The sequence below is a fragment of the Parabacteroides goldsteinii DSM 19448 = WAL 12034 genome (genome assembly GCF_000969835.1).
GTDB lineage: Bacteria > Bacteroidota > Bacteroidia > Bacteroidales > Tannerellaceae > Parabacteroides > Parabacteroides goldsteinii.
This window is the reverse complement of sequence record NZ_KQ033913.1, coordinates 1,140,489-1,156,157: the sequence shown is the minus strand read 5'-3', so window position 1 is coordinate 1,156,157 and position 15,669 is coordinate 1,140,489. Positions and strand designations below refer to the sequence as shown.

The following is a 15,669-nucleotide window of genomic DNA, read 5'->3' as shown; positions in this document are numbered from 1 at the left end:
CTTATTTTTCACGAACGCAACGAACCGGATATAGATTTTTTTCTCCGGTTGTACCACTGGTATTAAATTTACCTGTTTGAAAATAGATTACCGAACGTACACTAAAATAAGGCTTTCCAACCGAACTACTCCAATAAGGAACCACCACATTTTGTGCATTTCTAACTCCCATTCCATCCCCAAATGTATATGTCGCTGCTTCATCGTCAGTTGCATCAAAGTTACTTCCCCTGCATATATCCCATATTGCATATAACTCAATCATTGTCGGAATACGCCACCCCTTTCCCTTATCTGTACAAACTTTTATTGCAGCTGCAGTGTACATATTAAGACTTTTACTCTGTGTTGCTTCAACCTCTATAGTATAAGGAGCATCTACCAGATAAGTATCAGAATTACCTTTGTAGTCCCCTCCATAGGGACCAGACAAACCATAATTTCCTCCATCATAATAAAAAGGCAAAGCTGTCGCACTCGAACTATAATCTTCGTAATATTTTTTATAAGAATCTGCAACCGCCTGATTTATCGTTATCGTATTCAACCCACTGGCTTGTTTAACCGTAACCGTATCCGAATGATTACCGCCGGTTACAGCAAGGATAAAATCCGCTGAACGTTCTCCGCCTTCGTTTGCTTGGGCACTAAATGTTACGGTGTGGGAAGTACTTGTCAATTCTCCGCTAGTTACCACAGTAGTTATCGCTTCATCTCCCGTTTTTGCTCTCGTTAATTCCCATGACAATCCAGATGTTCCTGTGATTGTCGCTTCGGCGGAAGAGGCAGTATTTGGTAATTCAATCGTTCGAGGTTCCACCTTGAACACCGAAGCCTCCTGTGATATGGCAGTTCCCTTTGCCATGTTTCCGGCTGCCACCGATATATTCCCGTTGCGTGCCTCTTTGTTTTTGTTTATGCTATTGGTCTTGTAGTTAAAGGTTTGTTTGCCTCCACTCGTAGAACCTGTTGTTTCACCAGTAAAGGTCAGCCAATCCGGGTAAGTGATAATGTAGGAAAGGCCTTTCGTTGCCGTAAAAGCGACAGAACCCGAAGCCTCCGCTGTCGGAGCCAAAGATGTGGGAATTTCATCTACTGTTAAGGATGAAGCCGCCTGCTGAACGGCTATATTACCCGTCGGCCCTTTGGATTCATCTCCCACACGGACTATTATTGCACCCGTACGTTCCTCGGAATTGGGATTGACAGGAACATTAAAAACAACATTTTGAGAATTTGTCGTGGTCTGCCCCGTCGTTTGACCGGTCAGACCAATCCAGTTATCAGCTTCCGAAACTGTTATTTTCCACGATAAATAGGGAGTGGCTGTAAACTGAGAAGACGCATCGATCGCTCCCTCCGCACTTACTTCTACCGGTTGGGTGGGACAAGTGACCGTGGAACCGGTCTGCTCTACGGATATCTCTTTTTTCAGATCGTTATATGTTGAACTGCCGACCGACCCACCTCCTTCTACCGTTATACTTCCCGTTCGTGCTGATGCATACGGGTTACTGGAAGCCGCTTTGACTTTTAGGATTTGTTCCCCTCCTGTAGCTTCATCACCGCTGTTGGCCAGATCGCCTGACGCCCAACTCAGCCAACCGTCGGATAAAAGAGCACGCCAGTTTAGTCCCTTTGTGAGGGTAAATGTTGATTGACCTTCCGAACCGGAAGCGGCCTCCAACGAAATGGCGCCGCCTACATTCAAGGTCGATCCTTCCTGTACGATTTTAATATTTTGTTCCTCGCCGGTTACCGTTGTAACTGCATCCCCTCGAACGGCCGTTCCTCAGGCCGCCCTTTCCAACCTCGGCAGGCACGGTTGTACATCGCACGCAGGTTGCTGATATAACTATTCACCGAATTTACACGCAGTTTCTTTCCTTTCAGATACCGAATAAACTCCTGCACAACATCCTGCGTCACATCCCCCAGCAACCCGCTCTTTCCTCTCTCACGAACGAATGTGGCAAAATGATTTCGGGTAGCACGATACAAATCGGCCGTGCTTTCATCCCCATTACTGCGCTTCTGCTTTTCCTGCTCGAGCATCAGTATGCAAAAATCTTTATTTCTCATAACTTTTTCCTTCTTTATCGTTATTAATCAAAAAGATAAAGATAAACATTCCCGGCTTGCAGATTGTTCGGTTTTCGCGGTTTTCGCTAACTGCACTATCTCTAAAAAAGCATGTTTTAGAAAGAAAATCACATCTTTCACCATCATTTCCTACCCTCATTTCCACCTTTACACAAATTCATTGCAATGATTCTTCCCTATCATCACAATACCTTGTGGAAGTCATCACAATGACTCCAGGTACTTATCACAATGAACCGGACTGGTCATTGCAATGATTTTTTTAACATTACAAAATATCAGGAAATTTACTTCGTGATTATCTCATAAAACGGGGGTAATAGACCTTCCATAAGGCTGGAAGGTATTTCCGGACAGGTAGTTTTCAGGTGACAGATTGTAACTGGTTTTGTCTTATTTCTGCCACTAGCTCTAAAATCATTACGATGATTTTATTATTACCTACTTAAATGTACATTTTATCTTCTACAAATATCTCTACGTCAAACCTTAACTCTTGCAGAAACACAAAAAAATATCCCCTACATTCCTGTTTCCAAATAGAGCCGGGAATGTAAGGGATAATTATCAAAATGACAATTTTCTATTTTGCGAATAACGATAATCGAAACTCTCTAAAAAATTATCGTCATTTCGTTAATTATTGCTAGCAATCCGAATAAAATCCGAACCTATAAAGAATTAGTAATGTTTAATTTATACACCCAGTCAATTCTATTTGGCAATTGATATTTTTTTTATTCAACCTGTATTAATATTAAATGTATATATGTATGGAAACATTCACAAAACAGTCATCCGTGAAACTATTGGATTCAGAAACCTGTATAGATAACAAGGTAGTTATATATAAATCCAGAAGTAAGGCCATTCTATTTATTTTAGTTAGTTTGCTACTGGCAATTGCCGGTAAACTTTTCCTTCACCATCCCGATTATTATGTGGTGGGCTGGAGTTTTATTATCTTGTCCGTTCTATGTCTGATTTTCGGTATCGGCACTTACTTCGACAGAAAACCTTACATTATTCTGACAGAAAACGGTATCACGGAAATGTCCGATATACGTGAAGAAATCGAATGGGACGCAATCCTCAGAGCAGATGAATTCTATTACAGGGGACAATATTTTATACGTCTTCTGATAGACAGGGATTATAAACCAGCCACCGTCCGTCCCACGTGGTTTTGGCGCTTTGACAAACTGTATGAGAAAAACGGAATCAAAGCTATATTTATACGCATAGGCTTTTATGAAGTCAGTGCTATGAAACTAACCGGATTTATAAAGAAGATGATCAGAGCCAATACAGAAAAAAGAGAGGAATTGTTGAACGAAAAACATTTATAACAGTTAATATTCAGACCTTAAACAGAACTTTCCACTTATCAGTTCTGTTTTATAAAAACTAGTATTAATTAAATACCAATTAAACAAATGAGAAAGTTAGTTTTAGCAGCAATAGCAGGCACAGTCGTCCTGCTATTAGCATCCTGCGGTAACAAGACAACCCAGGATAAAGTAAATCACAAAGTAGAAAATGCCAAAGAATCTGTCGACCATGCGATGGACAAAGCTGCGGACAAGATCGACAAAGGGGCTGACAAAGTGAAAGATGCCTGGAACGACACCAAAGAAGATGTCAAAGAAAATGCACAAGAGGCGAAAAAGAATATCAAGGAGGGTTACGACAAAACCAAAAAGGATATAAAAGAAAAACTCGACTGATCTCGCCGGATTACCAAAGTAAAAGGGGGAAGAAAACTTAATTTCTTTCCCCTTTTTGTGTGATCCCCATAACAGATCAAATTCAAGTGAGTACCCCTAAAAAAGTGCTTAATTTGCAAGAGGTCTCTGATTAATCGAGGTACTCCCTTTTTCAGAGTAGGTTACGGTTTAGAGATATACGATTATTCAACATACAGCCTTCTTTTTCCTGGGCATAAGAAATCTGCATGACGCCTAAAAGCGCCATAGATATAATTATTTTATTCATAACTTTTTCTATTTGTTTAAAACGATAGTTGTCTTCTTACTAGAAACGGTATCCCCAACCAAATGCGATAACGGAGTTGTTATCTTTGCCGAATACATATTTATACTCGACATTCAGAAAGTTGCGTTTATCTAAATTATAGGTAAGGCCGGCACCCAGGTTAAACCCGAAATTGGTAGAACTATGTGAATCGAGCGTAGTTTCTTTACCATCATCCCCCTTGATGGTTTGTTTGCCCTGGAAATTATTCTGTAGATTAAAACCGGCTAACGGATAAAGCGACAAGTTATCTTCATGCAAGTTGAAGACATAATGAGCGTTCACATCGATATCGAACCCTGTCACCTTATTCTTCGGAAAGAAAAACATCAGGTCGGGGGCCAGACGTACATGGTTCGTCAGGTTATAGCGCCCCTGGGCTCCGATCATAACACGTTTGAAATCGGTTTGATAACCGAAATTTCCCAATAATGAGAAATCTCCCTTTTGCGCAAATGAACTTAATGAGATTGTCAATAAGACAACTAAACCTATAAACTTTTTCATGATCATTCAATTTAATTAAAAAACTTATTCCTATAAAAGATCACCCTGGTACATACCGCCAGCTACCTTATGACAACCGATAGATGAAATCCAGGGTAATCGGATTCTAAACATGTTCAGACTTCCTAGTTGGAATGTTTATTCGTTTTAGAATTCTTCTTCATGTTTCCGTCAGGCTGATAATGGCTCCACTGCATATCCTTTGCCGGAGTTTTGGAAAGAATCATTTTCTTCCGTTCCTTGGCAAGTTTCTCATCCTTCTCTTTTACCATCTCTTCAGTCCGGTCGGTTCCTTTAGGAGTTACATTAGTCAACCCGTCGGTGGAAGTAACATATTCCTGGGGCTTATCGATATATTGCCACTCCTCTTTCAACTGGGTACTACTTCCTTCATTCCACGGTCCGCGTGCTTCTTCCTCCTTCGACATATCGAAATACAGATTGCTATATTTCGGGTTAGTCTGAAAAATACCCGGCGGGAAATTGGGTTTAATAGAATCCAAAGCTGCTTCGAATTGCTGATAATGGGCAACTTCACGGGTCATCAGGAAATCGAGAGTTTCCTTCACATACGGATCATCCGTAAACGGAATAAGATATTCATACATGATCTTTGCACGAGACTCAGCTGCCAGATTCGACCGTAAATCGACCGTCGGTTCGGCATTGGCTGTGACGTAAGTGGCACTCCAGGGATTCCCGTTACTGTCGGTCAGCGCCGGGCTACCGGGGGCCAAAACCAGGAAATGAGGATTTGTATAAGCCTGGTGAATAAAATCTTCTTTCGCTGCTCTACCATTCATCATCTTATTAATTTCCATATTCTCGACCACATCTTTCATCTCACCGTTGACCGGTCCCAGCAACATCTGGATGGTTGCACCTACAATCTCCAAATGACCCAACTCTTCAGTCGCAATATCCATCAGCATATCGTACTTTTCCGGGAAAGGATTACGGCAACTGAATGCCTGTACAAAATACTGCATAGCGGCTTTCAACTCACCATTCGACCCGCCGAACTGCTCTAATAACAAACGTGCAAAACGTGGATCGGGGGCAGATACTCTGGCGTTATATTGCAAATCTTTTACATGATAAAACATAACTCAATATTTTAAATTACACATTATCATTTCTTCGCATTATCTGCAAAAGCATGTACTTTATTCTTCACCTCATCGGCTTTTTCCGCAAGATTAAAAGTACCGTCGGCTACCTTATCCGCTACTTTTGTTCCGGTTTGCAATGCTTTGTCTTTTGCTTCATCCACTAATTCTTCGGCGTTATCACTGGCCTTATGAAAGACATGACGTACTTTTTCTTTCAGTTGTTTGCCTCTTGAAGAGCAAGAGAAATGATAGACAACTGCACCGATAATCGAGCCCAAACCCAGGCCCATCCAAAATTTTGAATGATTAGTTTCCATAAATCTGATAAGTTTAAAACGATTAATACTAGAACGATAAATTAAATGTCTGCTTTGTGAGGTTTCCTGAAGAAAGAAACGATCCACAGCAGTAAGACAGCCCCTATAACAGAAGTAATAAGACTGCCCAGGATACCGGCAGTTGCAATACCTAACAGGCCGAATACCCAACCTCCTAATACGCCACCGATGATTCCCACCAACAAATTAATGAGGAGCCCGAAACCTCCACCATTCATGATCTTTCCGGCAAGAAATCCGGAAACGATCCCAATAATAATATACCAAATAAAATTCATAATAAAAAATTTAGGATGTAAATAAAATAATTAAATAAATCACCGAGTAGGAGCGTCAGGCCTGACAAAAACTCTACTTATCACCATACACGAGAAAAAACAGGTTCTGTAAAAATATGGTTTGGATAGAGCTATGTTAATTAACGACTTTTTCGAAAACAGAAACATACAAGCCTTTATTAGTCTAAAATTGTATATAGCTGTCAATACATCTGCAACAAACCCGATAATCAGATGCTTCAAGATTATCGTTATTTGACTGGACATAATATAGTACTAGTAAAAAACTGACTGTAAGGTATAATTCGGGACTAAGCCCAACTAAAATTACCTTAATAAATCTTTTTATTTTCATAAATACTCCTTTTCGAACCGGACATTTTAATCTTTCAATTGTTTTTAAAAAGTCGAGGGAATAAGTAGATTCTATTCAGCTAAAACAGTATAGTTTAGGCAGTATTAATATTAAATTTATATATATGGAGACTTTAACAGATCATCCGTCTACGGAACGATTGGATTCGTATGACAAGTATCCGTCTTATTATGGGAGTGACCTGGAACTGGTTTATACACCCGAACAATCTGTTTTCACTTTATGGGCACCGTCTGCAGACCGTGTCCGGCTGAACCTGTATGCGTCCGGTGAGGGAGGCGACCCGGAAGAACAGGTAGAAATGGAAAAAGCCGGCTATGGAACCTGGCGAATCCATATCGACCGTGACCTGAAAGGTTCTTTCTACACCTTTCAGATAGAGAAAAACGGAAAATGGTTGAACGAAACACCCGGTATCTGGGCAAAAGCCGTCGGTATCAATGGGAACCGTGCCGCTGTGATCGATTGGAATGAAACGAATCCGGAAGGTTGGGAATCGGACCGGTCACCAGAACTGAAAATGTATTCCGACATTATTCTTTACGAGTTGCATCACCGGGATTTCAGTATTGCGCCTGATTCAGGAATAGAGAATAAAGGGAAGTTTCTGGCTCTGACGGAGACAGGGACAAAAACTCCCGAAGGAGAAGCTACCGGTTTGGATCATTTGAAAGAGCTCGGTGTAACTCATATCCATATCCTGCCTTCGTTCGATTTTGCCACTGTAGATGAAACAAAGCTGGACGAGAATCATTACAACTGGGGATATGACCCTAAGAATTACAATGTTCCCGATGGAAGTTATTCTACAGATCCGGCCAATCCGGTCGTCCGTATCCGCGAATTTAAAGAGATGGTGAAAAGCCTGCATCAAAACGGTTTCCGCATTGTACTCGATGTGGTCTATAACCACACGGCATCGACCGACCATTCGAATTTCGACCTGACTGTCCCTGGATATTTTTACCGGCAAAACGCCGACGGTTCTTATTCCAACGCTTCCGGTTGCGGAAACGAGACGGCCTCGGAGCGCGAAATGGTGAGGCATTATATCATCGAATCGGTCAAATTCTGGGCCAGGGAATATCATATCGACGGCTTCCGTTTCGACCTGATGGGCATACATGATATCGAGACGATGAACCGCTTGAGAAGTGAACTCCTGGAGATCGATCCGACCATCTTCGTATACGGCGAAGGCTGGGTAGCAGCCGACTCGCCCCTCCCCTTCGAACAACGGGCAGTAAAAGAAAATGTCGGGCAGATGGAAGGTATCGGCGTATTCAACGATGAATTTCGTGACGGGTTGAAAGGCAGTACCTTCGACGAACAGGAGCCCGGTTATGCTTCCGGAAATATCAACGGTCATTTCGAACCGGTCAAGTATGGTATCGTCGGTGGAACCGATCATCCGCAAATCGACTATGACGGATTGCTCTATTGCAATGCTCCTTATGCAGGTGCTCCTTCGCAAATGATCAATTTCGTCTCCTGCCACGACGGTTATACGCTGGTCGACAAGCTAAAATTATCCGTTCAAGGCGACCATGCGGCGGATGAACTCATCCCGATCGACAAACTAGTGCATACCGTGTTACTGACAGCACAGGGAATCCCTTTCATCCGCAGCGGTGAAGAGATCATGCAGGATAAACAAGGGGAACCAAACAGTTACAAATCACCCGATTCCATCAACCGGATCGACTGGTCGTTAAAAGCTAAAAACCGGGAGGTATTCGACTTTATCAGAGGGTTGATCGCACTCCGTAAGGCACACCCGGCTTTCCGCATTCCCACAGTCGAAGGTCTGCAACAATGGCTTCGTTTTATGGACACCGGTGATTCGGGAGTAATAGCCTATACGCTGGGCGAATATGCCAATAACGATGAATGGAAAGAAATCCTTGTCGCTTACAATGGCAATCGCCATGAAGCAGAGATCGGCATTCCGGAAGGCGAATGGAATGTTGTTTGCCGCAACGGACAGATCGACCCGGAGGGCAAGGATCGTTTACTGGGAGGAAGTGTAAAGATTGCAGCTTCATCGGCTCTTATACTCTATCGGCAATAAACGATTCATAGAATTTTATCAAATCAATTAAAATACAAAACAAATAAAAAAAGTAAGATTATGGAAAATGGTGTAATGATGCAGTATTTTGAATGGAATCTCCCCAATGACGGGAAACTGTGGAAACAATTAAAGGAAGAGGCTTCGCACTTGCATGATATTGGTGTGACAGCTGTATGGATTCCACCGGCATACAAAGCAGACGAACAACAGGATGAAGGCTATGCTACCTATGACTTATACGACCTGGGGGAATTTGAACAGAAAGGAACCGTACGAACAAAATACGGCACGAAAGACGAACTGAAAGAAATGATCGACGAACTGCATAAAAATCATATTTCAGTCTACCTCGATGTGGTATTGAACCATAAAGCAGGCGGCGACTTCACCGAAAAGTTCATGGTTGTGGAAGTCGACCCAAACCAAAGGAACAAAGCATTGGGCGAACCGTTCGAGATACAGGGGTGGACCGGTTACAGTTTTCATGGTCGTAAAGATAAATATTCCGATTTCAAATGGCATTGGTATCATTTCTCCGGTACAGGCTTCGACGATGCACAGAAGCGTAGCGGCATCTTCCAGATTCAGGGTGAAGGGAAAGCATGGAGCGACGGAGTAGACGGCGAGAATGGTAATTACGATTTCCTGCTGTGCAACGACCTCGACCTCGACCATCCGGAAGTGATCGCCGAATTGAACCGATGGGGAAAATGGGTCTCCAACGAACTGAACCTCGACGGTATGCGTCTGGATGCTATCAAACATATGAAAGATCAATTTATCGCCCAGTTCCTCGATGCCGTACGAAGCGAGAAAGGCAATGACTTCTACGCTGTCGGCGAATACTGGAACGGGGATATGGAAACGCTGGACAACTATGTGGAAGCTGTCGGTCATAAAGTCAACTTGTTCGATGTGCCCCTACATTATAATATGTTTCAGGCATCACAGGAAGGAAAAGATTACGACCTGCAGAATATTCTCAAAAATACTTTGGTCGAACATCATTGTGAATTAGCCGTCACTTTCGTAGATAACCATGATTCGCAACACGGAAGTTCTCTGGAATCACAGATCGAGGATTGGTTCAAACCGTTAGCTTACGGACTGATCTTCCTGATGAAAGACGGCTATCCATGCCTGTTCTATGGTGACTACTACAGTATTAAAGGAGAGAAATCTCCTCATACCCGAATCATCGATATCCTGTTGGATGCAAGACGTAAATACGCCTACGGCGATCAGATCGACTATTTCGACCATCCGTCGACTGTCGGGTTTGTGCGCACAGGTGATGAAGAACATCCCGGCTCCGGCCTGGTATTCCTAATGTCGAACGATGAAGCCGGTAGTAAAACGATGAGCCTGGGGAAAGAGCATCAGGGTGAAATATGGCATGAAATAACCGGAAGCATCCCGGAAGAAGTTACGCTGGATAAAGAAGGTAACGGAGAGTTTTCTGTTGCTACCCGCAATATTGCGGTTTGGATAAAGAAATAAATAAGAGATGGTTAAGATGTTAAACTAAAAACAAAACAAGAATATGTTAGAATATGAATTATGGGGGAATACGCTGGAAAGCTGGGGTATCTCCATCCTTATTATTGTAGGAGCTGTTGTAGTTGTCAAGCTGATCTCGTTGTTCAGCAGGAAAGTGCTTAAGCCTTTCATCACCCGTACACCAAACCATCTGGATAATGTTATTTATTACTCCCTCGAATCACCCATAAAGTTTGCCGTTATGCTGTTGGGAATCTGGATCGCGATCCACCGGCTGGTTTATCCGGACAATTTCGTGAAGGCGATCGACAATGCTTACCGGATCCTGATCGTTCTGGATATCACCTGGGTCTTTGCCCGCCTGATTGGTGGCCTGCTTGAGATCTACCTGGGAAAAGAATCGACCGGACAGACCCACAAAATGATGCCGATCATCAAACGAACAGCACTTGTTCTCGTCTGGATCATCGGTATTGTGATGGCATTGAGTAATATCGGGGTGAATATCAGTGCTCTGTTAGGTACGCTGGGTATCGGTGGTATTGCATTCGCCCTGGCAGCACAGGATACGGTGAAAAATATTTTCGGCGCTTTCACTATTTTTACAGACAAGCCGTTCAACATAGGTGATACGATCCGTGTAGACAATTTCGAAGGGACTGTGATCGATGTGGGTGCCCGAAGTACGAGGATTATGGACTATGACAAACGTATCATCACTTTTCCGAATTATAAGATCACTGATGCAAACATCATCAATATATCTTCCGAACCGATGCGCCGCGTAGTTTTAAATCTCGGACTGACATACGACACGACACCTGAAAAAATGAAAGAGGCATTGGATATATTGAAAGCCATTCCCGAAAGAGTCGAAAACGTATCCTCCAACCCTTCGGATACTACTGCCGTTTTCACAAATTATGCGGATTCAGCATTGGTTATCATGTATATTTATTTCATTGAAAAGCAGGGAGACATATTAGGTGTAACTTCCAACATGAACATGGAGATACTATCCTCCTTCAATAAAGCAGGTCTCGAATTTGCCTTCCCGACCCAAACGATTTATATACAGAAAGATGAAATTGAATAAACTCAAAGTAGGTGCAAGATACTCTTAAATATCTTGCACCTAAAAATAAGTGATATCTAAATTCATCGTTTCAACAAGAATCAACCTATTCCGGTTGTTTTCCAAAAATCAACCCAAACAGGTTGTTATTTTCATAACACATTTCGCCATCGACTTATGGAAAATCACTCAGAAAGAGAAACTATATTCATTTATCATAGATCAGGTCTTACACATCCTGGTACTGGCTTTCTACTCATCCGAGAAGTGTTATTTAGTCTTATCATACCCCCGAAACTCCCAAACTTATCCATTACTTTTGTCTGAAAGAAGAGATTTTAGACATGAAAACAAAATTAAGCTTCAAGATTATAGCCACTTTGATCAGTATATCACTAGCGGCGCTGTTGTTCTCGCAGGGATACTGGCTGAAAGGATTGTATGACTCGACCTGGATGCAAATCAATGGCAACATAGAGGAAGCTATGCGTATGGCTGATTATAAGGAAATATTTATCCGCATCGACGAACTAACCCAAGGAGATACCCATGGAGAGATAAGTCAAAGTTTTACCTTTTCAAAAGAAGAAGATGAAGAAACTGAAAAAGTAGGGATGATGGATACTTTTGCCGTCCATACGGATAAGAATCCATTCAAAAATGAGGATATATCTAAATCGCTGAATGAATATCTTAGTTTGCTTACCGACCTGGAAGGGCAAATACAACAAGCCCTCCACATGAAAATAGATTCACTCATGCCAGTCAACTATAATAAATACGACAGCCTCCTTTCCATAGAACTCAAACAGCATGATATTTTTGTACCTCACAAGCTGGAAGTCGTACAATTGGTCGACAGCTTGCCGGAGGTAGTAATGAGCATCCAGTCCACCGACTCTGTTATTGCGACAGAGAACTGGGATAAAGCCTCCCAATTCAACTATCCGATCTCTACACAATCGGAGCAATATTACCGGTTAACATTAAAAACTCCTTTTCAACTGATATTCAAACAAATGGCAGGAATACTCATCTCCTCCCTCCTGCTCGTGATCCTGATCCTGATAGCTTTCATCTATCTGATACATACTATTCTCCGGCAAAAGACCGTAGAAGAATTGAAAACGGACTTCACCAACAATATGACACACGAACTGAAAACGCCGATCTCCGTTGCTTACGCGGCCAACGACGTATTACTCAATTACGACAACAACGCCAACGAGAAACAAAAGAAATACCTCGGAATTATCCGTGAACAACTGACCCAGCTAAGCGGCCTGGTCGAACAGATCCTTACGCTTTCGGTAGAGAATCGTAATACATTCCGTCTGAAGCAGGAATCGATTCCTATCACGGATATCATTCCCCCGCTCATTGAACAACACAAGTTGAAGGCCGGTAAGCCTGTCAACTTCACCGTAAATATCCCGGACAACATTGCAGTATTTGCAGACCGTACGCATTTCTATAATATGTTGGGAAACCTGATCGATAATGCAGTGAAATATTCGGGAGACAAACCTTGTGATATCTCCATACAGGCAGAGACACAGGCAAACGGGATCCGTATCTCCGTTACCGACAACGGAATCGGTATCAGTGAAGCCAGCCTGCCACATATATTCGATAAGTTCTACCGGGTACCCAGCGGTAACCTGCATAATGTAAAAGGATTCGGTCTGGGACTCTATTACGTAAAGGACATGATGAGCAAACACGGAGGATCGGTATCTGTAAAAAGCCAACCGGGCAAAGGAACCACATTTACCCTCCATTTTAAAAACTGAAAAAGAAAAGAAAGACTATGGCAAAGATAAAAGTATTACTGGTTGAAGACGAACCGACCCTTGCAATGATCATCAAAGATACATTGGATGGTGAAGAGTTCGACATCGTATTGGCTGCCGACGGCGAAGAAGGCCTGGCTCTTTACAAAGAAGTAAAACCGGATATCATTGTAACAGATATCATGATGCCGAAGATAGACGGTTTCACCCTGATACGTCATATCCGCAAGACCGACAGCCAGATCCCAGTCCTTTTCCTTTCGGCCCGTTCAGCAGCGAATGATGTGGTCGAAGGTTTCGAACTGGGCGGTAACGATTATCTCAAAAAGCCCTTCGGCATGGCCGAGCTGATCATCCGTATCAAAGCCCTGCTGAATAAGATCACGGTCCGTAAAGAAGAAAAGTCGACCTTCAGCCTCGGACAATACACATTCGACTCCATCACGCAAACCCTGCAATATTGTGGAGAAAAGCAACTGTTAAGCAACCGCGAGTCGGAAATACTCAAACGTCTTTGCGAAAACAAGGATCATGTATTACCGATGAAAGATGTCCTGCTCGACCTTTGGGGCGACGACTCTTTCTTTAATGCCCGCAGCCTTCATGTTTTCATTACAAAGCTGCGTCATAAACTATCGGACGATCCCAGTATAAAGATACTGAATGTACGGGGAATCGGTTACAAACTTATCATTGACTAATGAATATGAAAATACTGATAAGCTTGTTACTTCTCTGCTGTACCTCATGGCTAACAGCAAACGACCGGTACGTAATACAAGCGCATATAACAGGCGTAAAAGACGGTACTGTCTTCTTTCTGAAACAATTCGATAACCAGCGGATCATCAACTCCATGCGAATCGAAAAAGGAGAATTCACCATGAAAGGAACCCTGCCCGATATTCCTCAACATTTATGGTTATGCACTACGATAGACGACGAATTCTATTATTGCGACCTGCTTATCGACCGGGACACCCTGTTCATCAAAGGCGACTTATCCGATTTCCCGAACGGATTACATTTCAAAGGAGCCGCCACCCACATGGGATATGCCGTCTATCTGGAAAACACCCACGACCTGAATATAAAAATAGACAGTCTCAGCACCGTCTCCATGTTTTTGCACGACTTGGGTGCCACCGGCAAGAAAAAGGATGATGACAAAAAGAAAAAGACACTCAAGCTATCCTTCGGCGGTGGAAGCCCCAGGCCGGTACGGGGAAGCCAGGAGCTGGAAGTCGATATCGAATTACATGCCGCCCAGCAGGAACGCGATTCCATCCGCATTGACTTTATTGAAAGCAATATGGACAAATATGCCGGCCAATTCCTCCTTACCCGTATCATGAAAAAGTTATCGCCGGACTCATTACGTCAGTTCTATCGCCTGATCCCGGTAGAGATGAAAAAGACGAAATTCGCCCGCCTCATCAGTAACCAGATCAATCCCTATGCAGATGACTGTATCCGGCAGGCAGACAACCTGCTATCATTAAGCGGCAGTGCTATTCAAATCAATAAATATACGGAAGAAGCATATAAACTATATGAACAGGGAGTGCGCCTGGACCCGGAACGAACCGACGGATATATTGCCCTGTCAACGATGTACGAACGCCTGCTCCCGCTAAAAGGGGATGAAGCATACGACATATCCATCTCCTACCTCAACAAATTCATCGAAAGTGATGTCAGGGAGGAAGATCGCGAAGAAGCCCGGAAACGAATAAAAGATATAGAATTTCGCAAATGGCTGTCGACCAATATCAATCCGGAAATGATTGAAGTGAAAGGCAGTACATTTATAATGGGATCGACCTATAAAGAAGACAATAATCCACCCCATAAAGTAACGGTTAAAAGCTTCTCCATCAGCAAATACGAAATAACCAATTTCCAGTTTGCCGCTTTTTTGAAAGCCTACGGAAGTCAGGTGGTAAAAGAAGGGCCGGATGCAGGACAACCCTTATATTATGAATGTAACTGGGGCATCGGACAAGGGAAACCGATCCACGGTTATGAAGCACACCCGGCCATTTATATTACCTGGTACGGAGCACAGGCTTATTGCCAATGGGCGGGCGGACGTCTGCCCACAGAAGAAGAATGGGAATACGCTGCCCGCGGCGGATTATACGGTAAACGCGATCATCTATACAGCGGGGGAATGGAACTCGACAGTCTGGGATGGTATGCCGGAAACTCGGAAGGCAAACCGCATCCGGTCGGCATGAAGAAACCGAATGAACTGGGCATCCATGATATGAGCGGAAATGTATGGGAATGGTGTTCCGACAGTTTTGAAAAGGATGGCAAACTATATGCTGTCGTACGGGGAGGCACCTGGTTCAACGAACGGGCGAGCTGCCGTCCTACCTGTCATTATTATATTTACCCGGGAAGTAAACATTTCAACAACGGATTCAGGATCGTGAAAGATATCCCTTAATCCGTCGGAAATAAAACCTGGCAG

General features: G+C 43.1%; 15 protein-coding genes. 9 read left to right on the top strand and 6 right to left on the bottom strand.

All coding sequences use genetic code 11. The annotated features are described in order from the left end of the window. Position 1: 1 nt before the first annotated feature. On the bottom strand, positions 2-1,711 hold the full coding sequence (locus HMPREF1535_RS17720) for a BACON domain-containing protein (protein WP_046147021.1): 1,710 nt from the start codon (positions 1,709-1,711) through the stop codon (positions 2-4). Between the two features lie 44 nt (positions 1,712-1,755). Then, a complete protein-coding gene (locus HMPREF1535_RS17715) occupies positions 1,756-2,082 on the bottom strand; it encodes a phage integrase SAM-like domain-containing protein (protein ID WP_007656285.1) in 327 nt (108 codons plus the stop codon). A 794-nt stretch (positions 2,083-2,876) separates the two neighbouring features. Between HMPREF1535_RS17715 and HMPREF1535_RS17710 the strand changes: the two genes are divergently transcribed. Continuing rightward, the gene (locus tag HMPREF1535_RS17710; protein WP_046147607.1) at positions 2,877-3,452 is read left to right on the top strand and encodes an STM3941 family protein; all 576 of its coding nucleotides are present in this window, start codon (positions 2,877-2,879) and stop codon (positions 3,450-3,452) included. 87 nt (positions 3,453-3,539) lie between these two features. Further along, positions 3,540-3,830 (top strand): YtxH domain-containing protein, encoded by a 291-nt coding sequence (locus tag HMPREF1535_RS17705; RefSeq protein WP_007656279.1) that lies wholly within the window; start codon positions 3,540-3,542, stop codon positions 3,828-3,830. Between the two features lie 307 nt (positions 3,831-4,137). Here HMPREF1535_RS17705 and HMPREF1535_RS17700 read toward each other — a convergent pair whose 3' ends face one another. The 4 genes from HMPREF1535_RS17700 to HMPREF1535_RS17685 form a co-directional block, all read right to left on the bottom strand. Further along, a complete protein-coding gene (locus HMPREF1535_RS17700; protein WP_010803256.1) occupies positions 4,138-4,644 on the bottom strand; it encodes an outer membrane protein in 507 nt (168 codons plus the stop codon). A 125-nt stretch (positions 4,645-4,769) separates the two neighbouring features. Further along, a complete protein-coding gene (locus tag HMPREF1535_RS17695; RefSeq protein ID WP_007656272.1) occupies positions 4,770-5,750 on the bottom strand; it encodes a manganese catalase family protein in 981 nt (326 codons plus the stop codon). A 26-nt stretch (positions 5,751-5,776) separates the two neighbouring features. Beyond that, the gene (locus HMPREF1535_RS17690) at positions 5,777-6,073 is read right to left on the bottom strand and encodes a YtxH domain-containing protein (RefSeq protein ID WP_046147020.1); all 297 of its coding nucleotides are present in this window, start codon (positions 6,071-6,073) and stop codon (positions 5,777-5,779) included. Between the two features lie 41 nt (positions 6,074-6,114). Next, the gene (locus HMPREF1535_RS17685) at positions 6,115-6,372 is read right to left on the bottom strand and encodes a GlsB/YeaQ/YmgE family stress response membrane protein (protein WP_007656269.1); all 258 of its coding nucleotides are present in this window, start codon (positions 6,370-6,372) and stop codon (positions 6,115-6,117) included. 479 nt (positions 6,373-6,851) lie between these two features. Between HMPREF1535_RS17685 and pulA the strand changes: the two genes are divergently transcribed. Genes pulA through HMPREF1535_RS17655 form a run of 7 tightly spaced genes read left to right on the top strand, consistent with a single transcriptional unit; the run spans position 6,852 to position 15,645 of the window. After that, positions 6,852-8,819 carry a type I pullulanase gene (gene pulA / locus HMPREF1535_RS17680; RefSeq protein ID WP_046147019.1) on the top strand — a complete coding sequence of 656 codons (1,968 nt, stop codon included), beginning with the start codon at positions 6,852-6,854 and terminating at the stop codon, positions 8,817-8,819. A 60-nt stretch (positions 8,820-8,879) separates the two neighbouring features. Further along, entirely contained in the window at positions 8,880-10,322 is a 1,443-nt protein-coding gene (locus HMPREF1535_RS17675) for an alpha-amylase (RefSeq protein ID WP_046147018.1), read from the top strand. A 43-nt stretch (positions 10,323-10,365) separates the two neighbouring features. After that, positions 10,366-11,418, top strand: coding sequence for a mechanosensitive ion channel family protein (locus HMPREF1535_RS17670; protein WP_046147017.1), 1,053 nt, complete (start codon positions 10,366-10,368; stop codon positions 11,416-11,418). Positions 11,419-11,467: 49 nt separating this feature from the next. Further along, positions 11,468-11,842: a DUF3307 domain-containing protein gene (locus HMPREF1535_RS26515; protein ID WP_082150414.1), complete on the top strand. Its 375-nt coding sequence runs from the start codon at positions 11,468-11,470 to the stop codon at positions 11,840-11,842. After that, positions 11,742-13,190, top strand: coding sequence for a sensor histidine kinase (locus HMPREF1535_RS17665; protein WP_046147016.1), 1,449 nt, complete (start codon positions 11,742-11,744; stop codon positions 13,188-13,190). The genes HMPREF1535_RS26515 and HMPREF1535_RS17665 overlap by 101 nt, the downstream gene beginning before the upstream one ends. A 17-nt stretch (positions 13,191-13,207) precedes the next feature. Next, entirely contained in the window at positions 13,208-13,891 is a 684-nt protein-coding gene (locus tag HMPREF1535_RS17660; protein WP_010803262.1) for a response regulator transcription factor, read from the top strand. 5 nt (positions 13,892-13,896) lie between these two features. Beyond that, the gene (locus HMPREF1535_RS17655) at positions 13,897-15,645 is read left to right on the top strand and encodes an SUMF1/EgtB/PvdO family nonheme iron enzyme (protein ID WP_046147606.1); all 1,749 of its coding nucleotides are present in this window, start codon (positions 13,897-13,899) and stop codon (positions 15,643-15,645) included. Positions 15,646-15,669: the final 24 nt, after the last annotated feature.

Excerpts from the sequence above, each read along its gene's own strand:
- HMPREF1535_RS17715 (WP_007656285.1), bottom strand. The coding sequence starts at position 2,082 with ATGAGAAATAAAGATTTTTGCATACTGATGCTCGAGCAGGAAAAGCAG.
- HMPREF1535_RS17710 (WP_046147607.1), top strand. The coding sequence starts at position 2,877 with ATGGAAACATTCACAAAACAGTCATCCGTGAAACTATTGGATTCAGAA.
- HMPREF1535_RS17705 (WP_007656279.1), top strand. The coding sequence starts at position 3,540 with ATGAGAAAGTTAGTTTTAGCAGCAATAGCAGGCACAGTCGTCCTGCTA.
- HMPREF1535_RS17700 (WP_010803256.1), bottom strand. The coding sequence starts at position 4,644 with ATGAAAAAGTTTATAGGTTTAGTTGTCTTATTGACAATCTCATTAAGT.
- HMPREF1535_RS17695 (WP_007656272.1), bottom strand. The coding sequence starts at position 5,750 with ATGTTTTATCATGTAAAAGATTTGCAATATAACGCCAGAGTATCTGCC.
- HMPREF1535_RS17690 (WP_046147020.1), bottom strand. The coding sequence starts at position 6,073 with ATGGAAACTAATCATTCAAAATTTTGGATGGGCCTGGGTTTGGGCTCG.
- HMPREF1535_RS17685 (WP_007656269.1), bottom strand. The coding sequence starts at position 6,372 with ATGAATTTTATTTGGTATATTATTATTGGGATCGTTTCCGGATTTCTT.
- pulA (WP_046147019.1), top strand. The coding sequence starts at position 6,852 with ATGGAGACTTTAACAGATCATCCGTCTACGGAACGATTGGATTCGTAT.
- HMPREF1535_RS17675 (WP_046147018.1), top strand. The coding sequence starts at position 8,880 with ATGGAAAATGGTGTAATGATGCAGTATTTTGAATGGAATCTCCCCAAT.
- HMPREF1535_RS17670 (WP_046147017.1), top strand. The coding sequence starts at position 10,366 with ATGTTAGAATATGAATTATGGGGGAATACGCTGGAAAGCTGGGGTATC.
- HMPREF1535_RS17665 (WP_046147016.1), top strand. The coding sequence starts at position 11,742 with ATGAAAACAAAATTAAGCTTCAAGATTATAGCCACTTTGATCAGTATA.
- HMPREF1535_RS17660 (WP_010803262.1), top strand. The coding sequence starts at position 13,208 with ATGGCAAAGATAAAAGTATTACTGGTTGAAGACGAACCGACCCTTGCA.
- HMPREF1535_RS17655 (WP_046147606.1), top strand. The coding sequence starts at position 13,897 with ATGAAAATACTGATAAGCTTGTTACTTCTCTGCTGTACCTCATGGCTA.